Below are 16,179 nucleotides of genomic sequence, written 5' to 3' on the forward strand. Positions count from 1 at the left end.
CCCGGCTAGGTGCTTTGCAAACCGCGGAATCGAATACCGTTCCGCACCGTCAGGCGATTTGGTCGAACGTGCATTGCCGCGGGTTCTTGTCCGGCCGCCACCGCTGGAGTTTGGTGCCGTGCCGGAACCGATCGCCGGTGACATGGTCGAAACGCACCTCGACCACGAGCTCAGGCCGCAGCGGCTCCCACTTTCCGCTGCGTTCCGTGCTCCACCGGCTTGGCCCGCCGGGCGCCTTCCCGGTGAAGCCCGGTTCTCCTCGAAATGTCTCCAGGCGCCGGGTAAGATCGGGTCGCTCCTTATTGCTGATGGTAGATGTAAGGCCGACATGGTCGAGCTTACCCTCATCGTTGTAGAGACCAAGCAACAGAGATCCCACCTCCGGCCGGCTCGCCAGATACCGAAATCCGCCGACGACGCAGTCGGCGGTGCGGATCCGCTTTCACCTTCACCATGGCGCGCTCGCCGCTCAAATATGGCTCGTTAAGCCGCTTCGCGACGATGCCATCCGTTTTTCCGTGACCTGCGCCCTCCAGCCAAATCTCGGCCTCCCGTCGATCGAAGGTGATGGGTGAGAGCTCGATATCGGGCGTTTCAGCGGATTGAACAAATTCCTCCAATGCCGCTCGTCGAACGGTCAGCGGCTTTCCGGCCAGGATTTCGCCGCAGCCATCGGCCAGCATGTCAAACAGAATGAGGTTTGCTGGCGTTTCGGCTGCCAGCTTTTGGATCCGACTCTCCGCCGGATGCAGTCGCATCTGCAAGGCGTCGAAGGAATATTGCCCATCGCGCTCGATCACGATCTCGCCGTCGACGACAAATTGCGGTGCGGGTAAAGCACGCAGGCGTTCCATCAGTTCGGGAAAGTAGCGTCCAAGCGGCTTGCCGGATTTGGCGCGGATGTCGACGATGCCACCTGCCTTGAAGGCGAGGCAACGGAAGCCGTCCCATTTGGGCTCATACTGCCAAGGTCCGCCGTGGTCCGGAATCGTCTCCCCCAGCTTCGCCTCCATGGGCGCGGTGTCGACAGGCAGCGGGAAGCTGGGAACAGCCATGCGAGCTTTACACAACGAACGATTGCCAGGCGGCCGCCAACGGACCGCCGGACCCATAGACCGGATCCTTCTTCGGTTTGGGTACTGCGGGAAGGGACTTCACCGCACGTGAGTGCTCTTCGGCATCGGTGCATTCATCATAAGCGCCTTCAGGCGGATAGGCACCGACGACCAGGAAGTCATCGCTCGCCCCGAGTGACTGATGACCCGTGCCGGCCGGCAGGATCGCGACGTCCCCGGCCTTAAGCGAAAGCCTGCGGCCGCGCCGGCCGCCGAACCGCACCTCGCCCGACCCGCGTGCGATGCCAAGGACCTCGTGGATGCTCGAATGATAGTGGACATAGTCGTAGATGCCGTTTCGCCAAGATTTGCCCCAACCGTTCGTCTTGTACAGTTCCTCGAACACGGCGGCGGGATCGAAGACTTCGGTAAACTTGACCGCGCCGCGATAGACGATAAGCGGCCAGTGCGGATGATTGGGAATCACGCCGTCTTCTTTGAACCAAAACGTGTTGGCTTTTCGAAGACGAACGAGTTCCCCCAGCTCGCTCGGCGCGGGCCGTTGCCAGCCTGTGACCCGCTCCACGATCTTCTTTCCGCTTTCAAGGATCGACATCGATTTTCTTCCCTACCTGCCATCGATAGCAACGCGGGCTCGAATTCCCTGTTCCGCCGAGGACGCGTTCAGACCTTTCTCGGATGCGGCGTCGTCACTATCTCTTGTCATGTATCCTGATCGAAGACATGAATGGCACAACGCACCGGCAGCGCCGATCTCCCCCTTCACAACGGCCGCGTTCCTCCCTGGCTGGGGCAGCGTATGGCCGCTCTCGGCGCGGTCATTTGCCAGGCGGTCGTGCATCACTATGGTCGTGACGAGTTCTTGCGGCGACTGGCACATCCCTTCTGGTTCCAATCGTTCGGCGCCGTGATGGGCATGGACTGGCACTCCTCCGGCATCACCACCAGCGTCATCGGCGCACTGAAGCGCGGGCTGGCGCCGCTGTCCAGCGAACTGGGCATCCACGTCTGTGGCGGTCGCGGCAAGCACTCGCGCAGAACCCCGGACGAACTAAAGTTGCTTGCCGAGCGGATTGGTTTCGACGGCGACGCATTAACCCGCGCCAGCCGGCTCGTCGCCAAGGTCGACAGCGCCGCGGTCCAGGACGGATTCGACCTCTATCTGCACGGCTTCTTCGTCACCGATGACGGGCGCTGGACCGTCGTCCAGCAAGGGATGAACGGCGATCAGGGTCAGGCGCGGCGCTATCATTGGCATTCCGGCGATGTGACCGACTTCGTCGACGCGCCGCACAGCGCCATCGATGGCCCAAGCCAAGGCGAAATCGTCAATCTAGTTGATAAGCGCGCATCCCGTTCTCGCGCCTCACAACTCGATCTGCTGGCCGACCTCGGACCGGACCGCCTCGCCGATCAGTACGCCGCGATCGTCGGCCGGCAAGAGACGCAGCCAACGCTGCCGCACCTGATTATGCCCGCACATCACGACGTACGATCGAGCGACGTTTTCGTGCGCCGCCTGCACGGCACGCTGGCGGCAGTTGCGGAACGCGGTCCCCTCGAATTTCCCGACTTGCTCCTCTGCCCCGGCGTGGGTGCGCGGACGGTGCAGTCCCTCGCAATGGTCGCCGAAGTGGTGCATGGAACGCCATATCGCTTCCAGGATCCCGCCCGGTTTTCACTCGCACATGGCGGCAAGGACCGACATCCCTACCCTGTCCCGATCAAGGTCTATGACGAAACGATCCGGGTTCTTAAATACGCGGTGCAAAAGGCCAAGCTCGGCCGGGAGGAGGAATTGGCAGCCATACGCCGGCTCGACGTGCAAGCGCGTCACCTCGAAAAGACCGCGGCTGGTCCGTCTTTCGAGGAGTTTGTCGCCAACGAACGTGCCGCCTCGCCAGCCTATGGTGGCCGATCGGTGTTCGGTTGGGAAACGCGTGATGGAACGGAGGGAGCTCCGGCCGCTGAACGACAGCCCGCAGAGCAGCGTCGATGAACCTAGGTCAGCTCTAATCTCCCTTGCGGGCCGCGATACCCATCGAGACCGCGACGCCGTCGCCCGCCGCAATGCCTATTTTGCGCCGCACCGCATCCTTCAACGGCAGCAGGTAGGTGCCATCTCTTGGGAATAGGGACGTCCCGAATACCGCGCCCGCGATCTCGGCCTCGACGGGAATGACGCCCCATCTGTAGGTCAAAAGGTTCGATACCCGTTTGATCTCAGCACCTTGGTCCAGCGGGAGCGGCGCGAAAAAGTATGGCGACGGTCCTCGCCAAGGAATGACTGTTGTTTCGAATTTCAAGGAGAGCATCATGTCGGGAGAACATGTCATCTCGGCTCGAAGCGCAGGAAGCCCTCACAATACCAGGTTTCGCTTGGAGCGATCGAGCACGAGTACGTTGGTCAAATTCAATAGAAGGACGGATCAATGGAAGGGTGGGAAGCGCTGGATATCTTCATGAGATTGTGTGCGGCCGGTGTGATTGGCGCGGCGATCGGCTGGGAGCGTCGAGCGCACCACAAGGCGATCGGCATTGCTGGCATGGTGCTGATCGCCGTCGGATCCGTCACCTATATGCTTCTTGCAACGCATCTCGCCGAGACCGATGCAAGCGCTGTTAGCCGCACCCTGCAGGGGTTCCTGTCCGGCATCGGGTTTCTCGGAGGAGCGGTCATTTTCAAGAGCGGTTTCGACGTGAAAGGGATCAAAGCCGCAGCGGCGATCTGGATCACGGGAGCGCTCGGCCTTGCGATCGCGACGTCTTATTGGGGCTTGGGCGTGGTGGTTGGGGTCGTCACTGTGGTGGTGCTCTTCATTGCTGACAGCTTTCCCGATGAGGTCCGTGAGGCGAAACAGGAACAGGAAGATCCCCAATAGCAAACGGGTCCGCCGCGCCGGTCGCTCTCGCGTGCAGATCGCAGCCTCGACCCATCGATCAGTCAGCAACCCAGTAATGCTCGCATGACCACGCTAGCCTGTGACGTCGGCAAAGGGATGATGAGGCACCGATATCGCGGTATAGCCTCACGCGACATTTCGCGATGCACCATTATTTTGTGCATTGCAAAATCTTGAGACGAGATTACCATCGTTCTCGTTGGCCATCTCCTCCTCCCAGATGTGATGCCGACATTGGGAGTGGTGCACCTCCTCCCGCACCGCTTTCGAAATCTGGCCCGGTGCCACTCCTCCCGGCAGCGGGCTTTTCATTTGACCCTCCGTTTGCCGTCCACGACAACAGGAACATCTGGCGCGCGCAATGGGCGAGGTTGACCCGGCCTCACTCGCCGATCACCTCTTCTTTGGGAGCGATTTGCCCGTCTCCTCAATCACCACGTTTGGTGTTTTGCCGCCTTCCTTCAAAATCTCTTTCAAGCCATCATGGATAATCTCGGGCGGCGCAGCTTTGACCGTTGGTCGGTTCGTACTCTCGCCTCGAGGGCGGTCCCGCTCAAAATCGCTCGCAGCTATCTCGGTGGCAATCTCACCGGGTGCCGTGGAAGCAATGAGGCCAAGTCCGGCCGCGTGCTCGGCCATCGCCAGACTGTCCGCCGCCAGAACCATGCTGCTGCCGGCCTTCAGAACCTCGGCCGCCAGCTTCTCTATTTCACCCACGCGTTCTGGATTGCGAGAAACGTTGCGTATGTAGACCGCAAGCACGCGGTTGGGATGCTCGGCGACGATCTTTTGGTAAATCTCTGGGTCATGTTGCCCACTATCTCCGATCAGGATGAAGGGCAGATCGCTGTAAAGATCGAGCATGTTGCGGATCAGGTCCCGCTTGTGATCCTCAGCCCTGCGCGGCAGCGGACTTGTCCAGGAGATGCCCCATTCCCGGAGAAACAAGATCGGGCCTACAGGGATGTTCTGACGGCGGAAAAACTCCTCAATCACCTCGTAGATGCCCCAGGGCGCGCGCGAGACGTAAAGCATGGGATTGCTCTCGTGACCGGAGCGACCCGAATACAGCGCTCGGTATAAGGCTCCCACTCCCGGAAACGCTTCCCGGCTTTCTGCGTCCGCGACGAACAGGCGCCAGAGCATGATCAGCTTGTTGGCAACCCCTGTCTTCATGATCGTGTCGTCGATGTCGCTGATCACGACGTAGCGGCATTGTTCGGAGGGAATGAATACCTCAGCCTGCGCCCGAACCGCTCGCGGGGTTTCGACGCTTATGTCCACAGTGTGCCAAAGCACATCGCCCGGCGGCGTAGATTCGGGACGCATGTGGATGCGAAAGTAGCCGTCGGGATCGGTTTTGACCTGCTCCTTGGCGCCATAGAACTCTGCCGTGACAACTACGTCCGGAAGGGAGTGGCGGGTAATGCGTCGCCTGACCTCGCGCAATTGGTCTAGGATGCTATTGGTGTTGGCCCGCTGTTTGGGCTTCGGCGATTGTCGGAAAACGCGTCCGATACAGAATATTTCGCTTCGCGATCCGTAGCCGCGGTTGGCAGTAATCGCAATGCCGCCCGTAGAACTCGCCTCGCGAACCGGTTTGGCGAAGACCGCCAGGACACGGGCTACAACCTTTCGCCATCTCGAGGTGGGACTATGCGAGCCCGGGTTCATCTCCCACCTTCATTCGGAGATGTTCGCAGGTCAAGGCGCGCGTTGTGGTCGACCCCCAGGAACGCGCGACCCCGCAATCGTCAGGTGGGCCGTCAGCTTCAAGAGCATCGCCCGAACTCAATACTCGGCTGCGTGCAACGCCACAGCACTAAGATCACGGTCGACAGCGCAAGTCATGCCATGCGTGAAAAGGCGGGACGCAGCACCATCGCCTCCATAACCTGCAAGTTGGCGGCTCCAGCGCCCGCGGCACCGAGTCACGGTCGCAGAGCTTACGGCGCGGCCCTCAGGCATGCATTCTCCAGCGATGGGCTCCGCCGGAAATCAATGTCTTCTGGAAAAGGCGGTCAGACCAGCCGACAACACAGCGATCCCCAGGAGGCCAATGATGATCGCCCGGGACGGCACAGACGACAGTCTGTTCGTCGTCCCAGCGTTGCGGTCAGCGTTGGGAGCAGAGAACGCCATGGCGCCTTGCGTTTTGATGGCGGCATCCGAACTTGCAACCAAGGCTCTCAGGTCAGGGCGGCTCCCGTGACGAATCGAGTACGCCCTTGTTAATTCAGCGCCGAAAAGAAAAATGATTGAGGAGTAAAATACCCAAAGCAGGATTATGAACAGGCCACCTGCAGCCCCATAAGACGAAGCCACATTATTTGAACCAAGATATAGGCCTATCAACGTCTTACCCACTGTAAAAAGTATGGCAGTAATGAGTGCTCCAATAAGAACATCCCTCCAAAGCAGGTTCCGATCTGGCAAAACCTTATAGATAGCGGCAAAAAGCAGCGTCACCAGAGCGAGCGAAACCAAGACGTTAATTGCCTGCAGAATTACCGCGCCGAAAGGCAAGCGTGCCGTGATGAAATCACTGAGAATGGAAATCGCCGCGGTGGCTGCCAACGAGACAAGCAATAAAAACCCTAATGCCGCGACAAGACCAAGACTCGCTGCTCTCGCTCGCACAAGCGTAGAGAGCGAGACGGGGGCCGGCTCAACCTTCCAGATCTTGTTCAAGGTCGACTGCATCTCTCCGAACACCCCTGATGCTGTAATCAGGAGTGTGATGACGCCAACAACGGCTGCTACTACGCCAGACGACGTATCTCGGGCGCTCCGCAAAGCGGTTTCTATTAATTCGGCACTTTGCGCCCCCATCAATCCTGAGAGCTGAGCGGACAATGCTACCTGCGAAGCGTCGTGCCCAAATGCCAAGCCGGCGATCGCGACAACGATCAGCAACACCGGCGATAATGCTGTGACAGCGAAAAATGCCATGGCTGCGCTATGACTTATTGCGTCATCGGAGAAGAAGCCACCGACCGCTTCCTTGATGATGTCAAATATCTGTCGGGCCTGAATGATCATTTTGTGAACCTTATCCCCTGCTCGGTGACCCGTGTCACCACCCAGCCCAACTCGAAGGGAGTGCCGAGAGCATAGCACATGAATTTGCTAGGCCCTTCGTTTGATCGAGACGGAATTGACGGAGTTCGCGGATTTCAACGAGGAATTTGGGAGGAGGCTGTTCCTCAAGCATTTGCAGGATCTTAGCCATCAGCGCGTCGCGAGCCGGTTTCGATTTTTTCTCGGTCGAGTTCGGCTGCGGCTGCACCTAATATACCTAATGCATTAGCGTCCCGGGCCGCTGTTCCTTGGTGGCTGCATGTTCCACGAAGCGGTCGACATCGAACTCGATCTCAAACCGCGTCCCGCCATCCCGTACAAAGCGGGGCTGCGCATCGAGCTGGCGTGCGAGTGCGGTTACTAGCTTGGTGCCTGTCCCGTTCGACTTGCCACTGTCATGACCGATCCCGTTATCGGCGATGCTCAGCCGTGCGCGGCTGTCGGAAAGCCGCTCCAGGACGATGTCGATCTGTCCTTCACGGCCATCGGGAAACGCATGCTTTGCAGCATTGGACATCACCTCGCTGACGATGAGAGCGATGGGAAGGGCCTTTTCGCGATCCAACAGCGCGGGCGCGATGGACGAGTAGACCTCGACCTGACGCGCAAAGCCTTGCCTCACGCCGTCGATCAGCCCCGGCAGGAAGGCGGACGCCAGGACCGAATTGTACTGGTCGGCGCGATACATGTGCTCGTGTACGGCGGCCATGGCTGAAAGCCGGCGAGAGATTTCCGCCTTCACGTCCGCAGGTAGACCGTGCATGTTTATGAGCGACATCGCCTGCTGGAGGTTGTTCTTCACGCGGTGATGGATCTCGCGAAAGAGCAGCTGGTTCTGCTGGAGCGCCGCCGATAACTCGCGCTGCGCTCGCAAGCTCCAGAAAGCAAAGGTGCCAAGTCCGATCAGCCCCGGGATGCCAAAGACCGCAAGCGTCAGGCTGGTCCGCCAGAACGTTGCCAAGGCCTCATTGGTGGAGATCGATGTGACGGCGACCAACGGAAGATTTGGGATGCGCCGGTAGGCGACGATGCGCTTTATCCGATCCGTTGGGGACGAAGCCGCATAGGTGCCTTCCGGGCTGGCGGGGAGATACCGGGTGAACAGAACATACTGGCTCAAATCCTGTGGCTCAGAGGGGATCGGCGAGCGCGTGACGAGTTGCCCGTCGTCCCGGATCAAGCCGGCGGTTGAATCCGGCCCGAGTTCGAGCGGCCCTCTCAACCGATCGAGATAGGTTGCAGGGATGATGATGACGGCGGCGCCCATGAACACGCCATTGCGTTCGATGCGCTTTGCGATAGCGAAGACCGGATCTCCGCCTGTCCGGGAGATCATCAGGGGAGAGACGCGAAAAGCCTGGCCTTCCTTCAACCCAACGAAATAATCCCTGTCGGCGACGTTGAATGCGCTCGATAGCTCGCTGTTGCTCAGTCGTGGCACGCCATTGGCATCGATCAGCCAGGCCCGGACGTCCGGCGGAAGGCTTTCGACGGCGCGATTGAGATCGCCGATGACCTCCTCGGACGGATGAGCAAGCGCATCCCCAGCGTCACTATCGATCCGTCGCAGGGCTTGATAGGTGCCCTCGACCAGTAGAGCGACGTTGGAGCTGACGACCTGCGAGTAGGATCGAACCCGCGTTTCCGCGCGGGCGATGCTATCCTGGTAGCTCTGGACCAAGAGAAGCGTCAGGACGGCCAAGAACGCGACAAGGCAAGTGTCGATTTATGTTTGAAATTGGGACTCACGCATTGAGCGTTTTCAACGGTTTGCGTGAGACTGAAGTGTAACGCCTTATGCTTCAAATGAGACTCTGGAGAGCTTTTGTTACACTCAAATTGAGATTTATCGACCGGTCGATCGACCGTAATGTCGCGTATGATCTCACCCTCGGATAACCCCGACCACGACGACAGCCCGGAAGAGTTCCTTCGATATTTGCTCCGCCGCACAGGCGGGCAAGTAACCGCTGAGGTTGTCGCGGCTGCGCGTGACAGGTTCGGTATCCCGCGATCGACGCTATTTCGGCTGGCTGCGCGGTTCAGAAAGACGCAACGCGCATCAAGTTTGCGACCCAGGAAACGTGGTACGCACGAAGGCACGGTCCGGCTCGACCCCAAAACCGAGCGCGTCATTGCCGAGCAAGTGGATGGCTTCTGGCTCAAGAAGGAGAAACCAAGCCTTGCTGCGCTGTTGCGGCGTATCCGGGAAGTCTGCCTCACCGAAGGCCTATCCCCACCTCACCGCAGCACCGTCCAGCGAAGGGTATCGGAACTTATCCCGATGTCAGCGGCCCGCAAACGCGGGGAGCGCGAGATCGAGGCCGCATCCACGCCAAGCCCTGGTCAGTTCGCTGTCACCAAACCCAACGCCCTTTGGCAGATCGATCACACCATAGTTGACGTCATTGTTGTCGACGAACGGTTTCGTAGACCCATCGGTCGACCAGTTCTGACGATTGCCATCGACGTTTGCACGAGAATGGTGGCAGGTTTCCATCTATCCCTTGAGGCGCCATCGAGTACTTCAGTCGGCCTCTGCCTCCTGCATGCCGTCTACGACAAGACTGGCTGGCTGGATGAGCGCGAGATCGACATTCCCTGGCCTGTCGCCGGATTGCTCGAGGTTCTTCACTGCGACAATGGCGCGGATTTCAGGTCACGGGCGCTCGCCGATGCTTGCAAAGAGTACGGCATGAAGCTCCAGTTCAGACCGCCGGCAACACCGCGCTTTGGGGGCCATATCGAACGGCTGATCGGGACAATGATGGGAGCAGTCCATCTGTTTCCCGGTACAACGTTCAGAAATGTAAAGATCCGAGGCGGTTACGATTCCGGGGGCCGCGCCAACCTTACATTGCGAGAGTTGGAGAAATGGATCGCCCTGGAAATCACAGGTAAATACCATCAGCGTATCCACTCATCACTGTTGCGCCCTCCCCTAGCCGTCTGGCAGGAACGGCAAGGTGAAGTCGACTTCAACCTGCCATCTGATCGAATGGCATTCTGGACCAGCTTTCTTCCTGGCGATCGGCGCCGTTTGCTGAAGGACGGCATTCATCTGGAGAAGATCCGGTACTGGTCCGACGCCCTGTCGCGCGATGTCGGCCGCGGCGCCGAACTCGAGATCAAATATGACCCGCGCGACCTATCCCGAATATTCGTTCGTCGATCAGATGGCCGGTTTATCGAAGCAAGGTACCGCAATCTCGCATTCCCGCCCGTGTCCTGGTGGGAGTGGAAACACGCCAAGAAGACACTTCGAGACCAGGGACGGCTTGAGTTGCAGGAAGAGGTTATCTTTGCAGCCATTGCGCAGCAAAGGCAGATCGAGGACATCGCCGCATCCTCAAGCGCAAGAGCGCGCCGCAATATTAAGCGCAGACCTATTGAATCGGGGCACGAGGAACACAGTCCCGTTTCGGCAATCGATATGGCAAAACCAATCCATTCAGACGACGACACGGAATTCTGGGATCAATGATTGAACTCCCACATCTGGCGCCCGGCGCTGCCGCACTGGCAAATGGGCAGAACCATGCAAGGATACGAGCCATTCGATCCGATCGTTGGGTTGGCTTTGATCGCGCTCGCCGGGTGTTACGCCATCTTGATGCGTTGTGCGACCATCCGCCAACAACACGTCCACCCAGTCTCGCAATCTATGGTCATAGCGGCATGGGCAAGACCATGCTCGTCGAGAAGTTCAAGCGCGATCATCCACCGACGATCACCCCCAGCACCGGCGTGGAGAGCATGCCGGTACTGGCAATTACCTTGACATCTCGTCCGACAGAGCGCCGGATCTACGGGCAGTTGCTCATGGCTATGGGAGCCAGCATCAACGAACGTGTGACCCTTATGGAGCTTGAGATCCGAACCGTTCTCTTGCTGAAAAGCAACAATGTGCGTGTTCTGGTGTTTGACGAGGTTCATAACCTCCTCGCCGGCACCCCGAGAAAACAGCGCGTGATGCGATTGCCGGCGATAACCAACTGGCCCGGCGTCTTGATCAGTTTGTTCTACCGAGATGGAAGGCAGATGAGGAGTTCCAGGAATTGGTGACGGCGATCCTGCGCAGCCTGCCGCTCAGGCTTCCATCGGCTTTATCGAGCCAAAGCCTACAGCACCTTTCTCGCCTCGGTGACGGCATCACAGCTCGCGTATTCGGGATACTCAACGAGCTCGCAATCGAGGCGATCCAGAATGGAATCGAGCGTATAACCGACGACAGCATGGAAACGTGGAGGCCAGCCCTGGAGAAGGAAGCGGCGTTCGCTTAGGCGCCCGAACATTACACTTCAATTGAGACTCGCTCGTCCTGAGTCTCAATTGAAGTGTAACTTTTTTGCGGGAAACCCCCGAGTCCCAGATTGAAGTGTAAATCGACACCAGTGTCGGCGGAACAGCCTACAGATTCTATCGTTTCCAGATGGAAAATGGTACGGTCGGATATTTCGACGACAAGGGGCGCAGTGCTCGGCGTTTCCTCCTGCGCAATCCTATCCCTACCGGTCTTTTCACCTCCGGCTTTGGCAATAGGCGGCACCCTATACTTGGATATGTGCGTCCCCACACCGGTGTCGATTGGGCTGCACCGAGGGGCACACCAATTATCGCACCGGGGGATGGAACTGTTGATCGTGCTGGATGGAATGGCGGTTACGGCCGACAAACGGTGATTCGACACGGTAATGGCTACCGAACAACCTTCAATCACCAGAGCGAAATAGCGGACGGAGTGGTTCCAGGTGCACGCATTCGCCAGGGGCAGATAATCGGTTACGTAGGATCCACGGGCCAATCAACCGGCAATCACCTCCACTACGAACTGATAATAAACGGGAAGAAGGTAGATCCGATGAGAGCCCGTCTTCCATCAGAGCGGACCCTTGCTGGTGCCGAATTAACGACATTCTTGACAGAAAGAAGGCGAATTGACAGCCTATTGCGGGGCGATAGATTGGATGCCCATCCTAGCACTACTTCGGCAGAATTGATTTTGAGGTCATTTGGAATCTGATACGGCGGCAAGGGCATCTGGAAGATCGCTTGCAATATTGGGTCTGACGCATTCTCGCTGCGCTCAGAGCTAAGTTGCGCCTATGAGACGCGCCTGAAGCAGAGGGGGTCTGAGTAGCAACAGGATGCGCGGCGGCTGCACATCATGTCCTAATCCGTTGCCTTGCCGATCAATGGCGAACCGGGAATCGAGAGCCGGAAGCTGATCGGTATCATGAAGTGTTCGTAAAGTCATATAGAATACTCGATCGGGCCGTCGGTGCCGATTCTGGAAACCATCTGCGACCGAGCCGCAGGGCAACGTGCACCAGGAAGATCAGCACAGGCACTTCAACCAGCGGGCCGATGACGGCTGCAAAGGCGACTGGCGAGGCCAGGCCGAATGCTGCGATGGCTACCGCAATGGCCAACTCGAAATTGTTCCCGGCAGCAGTAAACGCGATTGCGGTCGTGCGGGGATAATCAGCATCGATCAATTTTCCCATGGCAAAACTGATGACGAATTGGACCACGAAATAGATGGCCAGCGGGAACGCGATCATCACTGCGTCGAACGGCAAGCGCACAACGTCGCCGCCTTTCAGGCTGAACATCGCAACGATTGTGAACAGCAAGGCTGCGAGCGTGATCGGGCTGATGCGTGGAAGGAACTCGCGCTCGTACCAGTCCTCACCCTTGCGGGCGATGAAAATGCGGCGCGTCAGAAACCCGGCAAGAAACGGAATGCCGAGATAGATCAGCACGGCCTCAGTAATCGTCCAGAAACCAACATCGACAATGCTGCCTTCGAGACCGAACAGCGGTGGCAGGACTGTCAGAAACAGCCATGCGTAGGTCGAAAAGAAGATGATTTGAAAGATCGAGTTGAAGGCGACGAGGCCAGCCACATATTGGTTGTCACCGCGCGCGAGCTGGTTCCAGACAAGCACCATGGCGATGCAGCGGGCCAGCCCGATCAGGATCAGACCGGTCATGTATTCCGGATAATCCCGTAGGAAGATGACGGCCAGGACGAACATCAGGGTTGGGCCGATCAACCAATTCTGGATGAGCGAGAGCACCAAGACCCGCTTGGCGGCGAACACCAGGTGCAGCTCTTCGTACTTCACCTTGGCAAGCGGCGGATACATCATGAGGATGAGGCCGATCGCGATCGGAATGTTGGTCGATCCCACCGACATGGCGTTGAGCGCCTGGGGCAGATCGGTGAATACCGTGCCGAGGACGACGCCGAGGGCCATTGCCGCGAAAATCCAGACCGTCAGATAGCGATCGAGAAACGACAGGCGGGATGCTGGCTCAAGGGAAGCCATGGGAACTCTCCAATACAAATAGGGTATGAGGTCAGGCAGACGCGACCCGGCGGCCGTGCTGATCCACGATGCGCTCGCCATCCTCTTTGATGAACTCTCCGCGCTGTGGCGGTAGGAGATCGAGAACCGCTTCGGATGGCCGACATAGGCGCACCCCCGCAGGCGATACGACAATGGACCGGTTGATCAGGATCGGGTGCTCCATCATCGCGTCGATCAATGCTTCATCGCTCAGCGAGGAATCGCCCAAACCCAATTCGGCAAAGGGCGTCCCCTTTTCCCGTAGAAGATTACGGGGCGCGATCTCCATGCGACCAATGAGATCCACGAGCCGCGCCCGCGTCGGCGGGCATTTGAGGTATTCGATGACATGCGGTTCGACGCCCGAATTACGGATCAGGCCAAGCGTGTTGCGTGAGGTGCCGCACTCCGGGTTGTGGTAGATGATAATGTCCATGCTACCCCTCACGCCGCGCTATTCCGGGGTTTGCTCACCCCTTCGGCTTGCCCAATTTCGTTCAGCCGCACCTTGAGGGACGACTTATCGAGAGCCGCAACAGGTAGGGCAGTAAAAGCCGAAATCCGGTTCATGAGGTAGCGTAGGGCGGTCACGAAGGCTGTCCGTTGTGCGACCGGATCAGAAATCGCTGCAGGGTCCTCAATGCCCCAGTGCGCTGTCATTGGATGCCCCGGCCAGACCGGGCAGGCTTCGCCGGTAGCGTTGTCGCAAACCGTAAAGACGAAATTCATGACCGGCGCCGAGGGGCTGGAAAACTCGTCCCAGTTCTTTGAGCGAAGCCCATTGACCGGAAAATCGAAGTGCTGAAGCGTCTCGATCGCCAGCGGGTGAACCTGTCCTTTGGGCTGGCTACCGGCTGAAAAGGCTCTGAAACGGCCATTCCCCATGTGGTTCAAGATCGCTTCGGCGAGGATCGAGCGAGCGGAGTTGCCCGTGCAGAGAAACAGGACGTTATAAACGGGTTCAGACATGAGCATGACTCTCGATGGAGGCGCAGCACGACAGGGCCGCAACGGCTGGCTGGCACACTTCTGGATGACCTTGGCAGCAATCCCGCATCAGAAATTCGACGAGGCCGGAGAGCGCCGGATAGGTGGCGTTGTAGATGATCGAGCGTCCCTCGCGGCGAGACACTAGGAGGCCGGCGTTTTCGAGGTGGCTTAGATGAAACGAAATGCGAGAGGATGATGCCCCCATCGCTTCACCGATCACACCAGCAGGAAGCCCTTCCGGTCCAGCCGTCACCAGCAGCCGAACGATCCTCAGGCGCGTTTCCTGGGAAAGGGCAGCAAATGCCGCAATAGCTTGTTTTTCATCCATGTCACATCTCAATCACTCAAGAACCATTGAGATGGATATGCGACAGGATGGTGTTTTTGCCAACCCTTGCAGCGCTTTTCTTAAAGCCTGGTCCGTCACAAGCCTTCGGCGAAAGATTCAGTGTGGAGCGGTCGCCGCAGTTGGGCTCTTTGCCGCCAATATCTTCGCGGCGATCGGTGACGTAATCATCTGGATCACGGCGAAGAAGGCTGCAGGCACGGCGATTTCCGAGGGCAATCCGGACGCCGCTACGAACGCCGCCGCAATGGAGAACTCCTTTTTGCTTACCGTGAACAGGTAGGCGATCAGTTCTTGCCGGTCGGCCACAAAGACTTGCGCGACGGACCCGACAGCATAGCCGATCAGGTTCAGCGTCAGCGCGGCCAGCGCGATCACGAAGGCGAACCAGCCATAGCCGAGGATCATTTCGGCGTTCGGGCCGACGACCGCCAGAAGCAGGAGCAGGTAAAGCACCGAGCCCAGAGAGGGATAGAGACCATCGTGTCGGCCGACAGCTTTGGGATATCGCGTGCGCAGGTAAACCCCGATCACAGTCGGCAGCACGACGATCAGCACCAATTCCATGATGACCGCCCCGATGGGCACTTGCAGCTCGATGCCGGTGAGAAGCAGGAACAAGATCGGCACGATGAATGGCGAAAGCACCGTGTTGACGGCATTGAGGACGGCCGCGAGAGCTACATTGCCGCGCGCGAGCAGGACCAGCAGTGGCGCGGAAACGTCAGTCGGCAGGGTTCCCACAAGGGTTTGACCGGCGGCCAACGGCCCCGAACCGAAAAACAGGCGTCCCGTAAGCCAGCCGGCAATCGACATGGGGCCATAGACGAGTCCGAGCGCCCATAGCTGCCGACGCGGCTTTTTGAAAACCAGCTTCACGGCATGAGCGTCAAAGGTCAGGCTGATGACCAGCATCAGCAGGGCCAAAAACGGGCTTATGCCCCTTTCAAGGATGATCCCGATCGAAGGCACCAGCAGGCCGAGCGCGGCCGTTGCGACGGCCAGCAGCAAGAGGTTGTTTTCAACGAAAGCGAGGATTTTTTGCACCGCCAGTCCTAGTCGCAGCGGATCGGCCCGGTTGGACGGCCCTCGCATTTCGCGAATAAGGCAATCGCTTGATCGCAATATTTGCAGTGGCCCTCGCAGCAGTCGTGCATGAGAAAGGCAACAAGATCGGAAAGCGCGGGCCAATGGGCACTATAGATAATCGACTTCCCATCCCGTCGCCCCCGCACGAGGCCGGCATGTTCCAGTTCCTTGAGATGGAAGGAAACGCGCGACGGCGGCGCATCATCGAGCGCGCCGGCGATAGCACCAGCGGCCATGCCGTCAGCGCCGGCGACGACCAACATGCGGATCATCCGCAAGCGATCCCCGTGAGAGAGCGCGGCAAAGCCTGCGAGCGCGTCTTTTTCTTCCATATCATT

The 16,179-nt window shown here is 58.7% G+C and carries 17 protein-coding genes and 2 pseudogenes; 6 read left to right on the forward strand and 13 right to left on the reverse strand.

The genetic code is table 11. The features are described from left to right. Nucleotides 1-49: 49 nt before the first annotated feature. Both ACX82Z_RS22490 and ACX82Z_RS22495 read right to left on the reverse strand, forming a co-directional pair. Nucleotides 50-1,112 (reverse strand): annotated as a pseudogene (locus ACX82Z_RS22490) (ATP-dependent DNA ligase). Next, nucleotides 1,063-1,671 carry a cupin gene (locus ACX82Z_RS22495; RefSeq protein WP_459912105.1) on the reverse strand — a complete coding sequence of 203 codons (609 nt, stop codon included), beginning with the start codon at nucleotides 1,669-1,671 and terminating at the stop codon, nucleotides 1,063-1,065. The pseudogene ACX82Z_RS22490 and the gene ACX82Z_RS22495 overlap by 50 nt, the downstream one beginning before the upstream one ends. 132 nt (nucleotides 1,672-1,803) lie before the next feature. Between ACX82Z_RS22495 and ACX82Z_RS22500 the strand changes: the two genes are divergently transcribed. Next, nucleotides 1,804-3,075 carry a DUF763 domain-containing protein gene (locus ACX82Z_RS22500; RefSeq protein WP_459912107.1) on the forward strand — a complete coding sequence of 424 codons (1,272 nt, stop codon included), beginning with the start codon at nucleotides 1,804-1,806 and terminating at the stop codon, nucleotides 3,073-3,075. Nucleotides 3,076-3,088: 13 nt separating this feature from the next. On the opposite strand, the gene ACX82Z_RS22505 is transcribed toward ACX82Z_RS22500, so the two are convergent. Continuing rightward, nucleotides 3,089-3,391, reverse strand: a complete 303-nt coding sequence (locus tag ACX82Z_RS22505) for a DUF1905 domain-containing protein (protein ID WP_459912191.1) — start codon at nucleotides 3,389-3,391, stop codon at nucleotides 3,089-3,091. Nucleotides 3,392-3,508: 117 nt separating this feature from the next. Between ACX82Z_RS22505 and ACX82Z_RS22510 the strand changes: the two genes are divergently transcribed. Then, entirely contained in the window at nucleotides 3,509-3,958 is a 450-nt protein-coding gene (locus tag ACX82Z_RS22510) for an MgtC/SapB family protein (RefSeq protein WP_459912109.1), read from the forward strand. Between the two features lie 147 nt (nucleotides 3,959-4,105). Here ACX82Z_RS22510 and ACX82Z_RS22515 read toward each other — a convergent pair whose 3' ends face one another. From ACX82Z_RS22515 to ACX82Z_RS22530, 4 genes are all read right to left on the reverse strand, one after another. Then, nucleotides 4,106-4,291, reverse strand: coding sequence for a hypothetical protein (locus tag ACX82Z_RS22515; protein ID WP_459912112.1), 186 nt, complete (start codon nucleotides 4,289-4,291; stop codon nucleotides 4,106-4,108). A gap of 81 nt (nucleotides 4,292-4,372) precedes the next feature. Then, a complete protein-coding gene (locus ACX82Z_RS22520) occupies nucleotides 4,373-5,653 on the reverse strand; it encodes an App1 family protein (protein WP_459912114.1) in 1,281 nt (426 codons plus the stop codon). A 324-nt stretch (nucleotides 5,654-5,977) separates the two neighbouring features. Continuing rightward, on the reverse strand, nucleotides 5,978-7,021 hold the full coding sequence (locus ACX82Z_RS22525) for a YihY/virulence factor BrkB family protein (protein WP_459912116.1): 1,044 nt from the start codon (nucleotides 7,019-7,021) through the stop codon (nucleotides 5,978-5,980). A gap of 256 nt (nucleotides 7,022-7,277) precedes the next feature. After that, on the reverse strand, nucleotides 7,278-8,741 hold the full coding sequence (locus ACX82Z_RS22530; RefSeq protein ID WP_459912117.1) for a sensor histidine kinase: 1,464 nt from the start codon (nucleotides 8,739-8,741) through the stop codon (nucleotides 7,278-7,280). 189 nt (nucleotides 8,742-8,930) lie between these two features. On the opposite strand from ACX82Z_RS22530, the gene ACX82Z_RS22535 reads away from it, so the two are divergent. From ACX82Z_RS22535 to ACX82Z_RS22550, 4 genes and pseudogenes are all read left to right on the forward strand, one after another. Next, complete coding sequence (locus tag ACX82Z_RS22535; RefSeq protein WP_459912119.1) at nucleotides 8,931-10,544, forward strand: transposase; 1,614 nt, start codon at nucleotides 8,931-8,933, stop codon at nucleotides 10,542-10,544. Next, nucleotides 10,541-11,125 carry a TniB family NTP-binding protein gene (locus tag ACX82Z_RS22540; protein ID WP_459912121.1) on the forward strand — a complete coding sequence of 195 codons (585 nt, stop codon included), beginning with the start codon at nucleotides 10,541-10,543 and terminating at the stop codon, nucleotides 11,123-11,125. Before ACX82Z_RS22535 ends, ACX82Z_RS22540 begins: the two co-directional genes overlap by 4 nt. Beyond that, nucleotides 11,119-11,343, forward strand: coding sequence for a hypothetical protein (locus tag ACX82Z_RS22545; RefSeq protein WP_459912122.1), 225 nt, complete (start codon nucleotides 11,119-11,121; stop codon nucleotides 11,341-11,343). Before ACX82Z_RS22540 ends, ACX82Z_RS22545 begins: the two co-directional genes overlap by 7 nt. Nucleotides 11,344-11,444: 101 nt before the next feature. After that, nucleotides 11,445-12,083, forward strand: a pseudogene (locus ACX82Z_RS22550) (M23 family metallopeptidase); the annotation flags it as partial. A gap of 211 nt (nucleotides 12,084-12,294) precedes the next feature. Here the strand turns inward: ACX82Z_RS22550 and arsB are convergent. The 6 genes from arsB to ACX82Z_RS22580 form a co-directional block, all read right to left on the reverse strand. Continuing rightward, nucleotides 12,295-13,395, reverse strand: a complete 1,101-nt coding sequence (gene arsB, locus ACX82Z_RS22555; RefSeq protein ID WP_459912123.1) for an ACR3 family arsenite efflux transporter — start codon at nucleotides 13,393-13,395, stop codon at nucleotides 12,295-12,297. Nucleotides 13,396-13,426: 31 nt separating this feature from the next. After that, nucleotides 13,427-13,852 carry an arsenate reductase (glutaredoxin) gene (arsC, locus tag ACX82Z_RS22560; RefSeq protein WP_459912125.1) on the reverse strand — a complete coding sequence of 142 codons (426 nt, stop codon included), beginning with the start codon at nucleotides 13,850-13,852 and terminating at the stop codon, nucleotides 13,427-13,429. 8 nt (nucleotides 13,853-13,860) lie between these two features. Beyond that, entirely contained in the window at nucleotides 13,861-14,385 is a 525-nt protein-coding gene (locus tag ACX82Z_RS22565) for an arsenate reductase ArsC (RefSeq protein ID WP_459912127.1), read from the reverse strand. Continuing rightward, entirely contained in the window at nucleotides 14,378-14,734 is a 357-nt protein-coding gene (locus tag ACX82Z_RS22570; RefSeq protein WP_459912129.1) for an ArsR/SmtB family transcription factor, read from the reverse strand. The genes ACX82Z_RS22565 and ACX82Z_RS22570 overlap by 8 nt, the downstream gene beginning before the upstream one ends. 117 nt (nucleotides 14,735-14,851) lie before the next feature. After that, nucleotides 14,852-15,799 carry a bile acid:sodium symporter family protein gene (locus tag ACX82Z_RS22575; protein WP_459912130.1) on the reverse strand — a complete coding sequence of 316 codons (948 nt, stop codon included), beginning with the start codon at nucleotides 15,797-15,799 and terminating at the stop codon, nucleotides 14,852-14,854. Nucleotides 15,800-15,807: 8 nt separating this feature from the next. Further along, complete coding sequence (locus ACX82Z_RS22580) at nucleotides 15,808-16,173, reverse strand: ArsR/SmtB family transcription factor (RefSeq protein WP_459912132.1); 366 nt, start codon at nucleotides 16,171-16,173, stop codon at nucleotides 15,808-15,810. Nucleotides 16,174-16,179 lie beyond the last annotated feature (6 nt).

The organism is Aliihoeflea sp. PC F10.4 (genome assembly GCF_054612275.1).

Bases quoted from the DNA above. Each gene is read 5' to 3' on its own strand.
- ACX82Z_RS22580 (WP_459912132.1), bottom strand. From the start codon at position 16,173: ATGGAAGAAAAAGACGCGCTCGCAGGCTTTGCCGCGCTCTCTCACGGG.
- ACX82Z_RS22510 (WP_459912109.1), top strand. From the start codon at position 3,509: ATGGAAGGGTGGGAAGCGCTGGATATCTTCATGAGATTGTGTGCGGCC.
- ACX82Z_RS22520 (WP_459912114.1), bottom strand. From the start codon at position 5,653: ATGAACCCGGGCTCGCATAGTCCCACCTCGAGATGGCGAAAGGTTGTA.
- arsC (WP_459912125.1), bottom strand. From the start codon at position 13,852: ATGGACATTATCATCTACCACAACCCGGAGTGCGGCACCTCACGCAAC.
- ACX82Z_RS22505 (WP_459912191.1), bottom strand. From the start codon at position 3,391: ATGCTCTCCTTGAAATTCGAAACAACAGTCATTCCTTGGCGAGGACCG.
- ACX82Z_RS22540 (WP_459912121.1), top strand. From the start codon at position 10,541: ATGATTGAACTCCCACATCTGGCGCCCGGCGCTGCCGCACTGGCAAAT.
- ACX82Z_RS22500 (WP_459912107.1), top strand. From the start codon at position 1,804: ATGGCACAACGCACCGGCAGCGCCGATCTCCCCCTTCACAACGGCCGC.
- ACX82Z_RS22535 (WP_459912119.1), top strand. From the start codon at position 8,931: ATGTCGCGTATGATCTCACCCTCGGATAACCCCGACCACGACGACAGC.
- ACX82Z_RS22525 (WP_459912116.1), bottom strand. From the start codon at position 7,021: ATGATCATTCAGGCCCGACAGATATTTGACATCATCAAGGAAGCGGTC.
- ACX82Z_RS22570 (WP_459912129.1), bottom strand. From the start codon at position 14,734: ATGGATGAAAAACAAGCTATTGCGGCATTTGCTGCCCTTTCCCAGGAA.
- arsB (WP_459912123.1), bottom strand. From the start codon at position 13,395: ATGGCTTCCCTTGAGCCAGCATCCCGCCTGTCGTTTCTCGATCGCTAT.
- ACX82Z_RS22515 (WP_459912112.1), bottom strand. From the start codon at position 4,291: ATGAAAAGCCCGCTGCCGGGAGGAGTGGCACCGGGCCAGATTTCGAAA.
- ACX82Z_RS22565 (WP_459912127.1), bottom strand. From the start codon at position 14,385: ATGTCTGAACCCGTTTATAACGTCCTGTTTCTCTGCACGGGCAACTCC.
- ACX82Z_RS22495 (WP_459912105.1), bottom strand. From the start codon at position 1,671: ATGTCGATCCTTGAAAGCGGAAAGAAGATCGTGGAGCGGGTCACAGGC.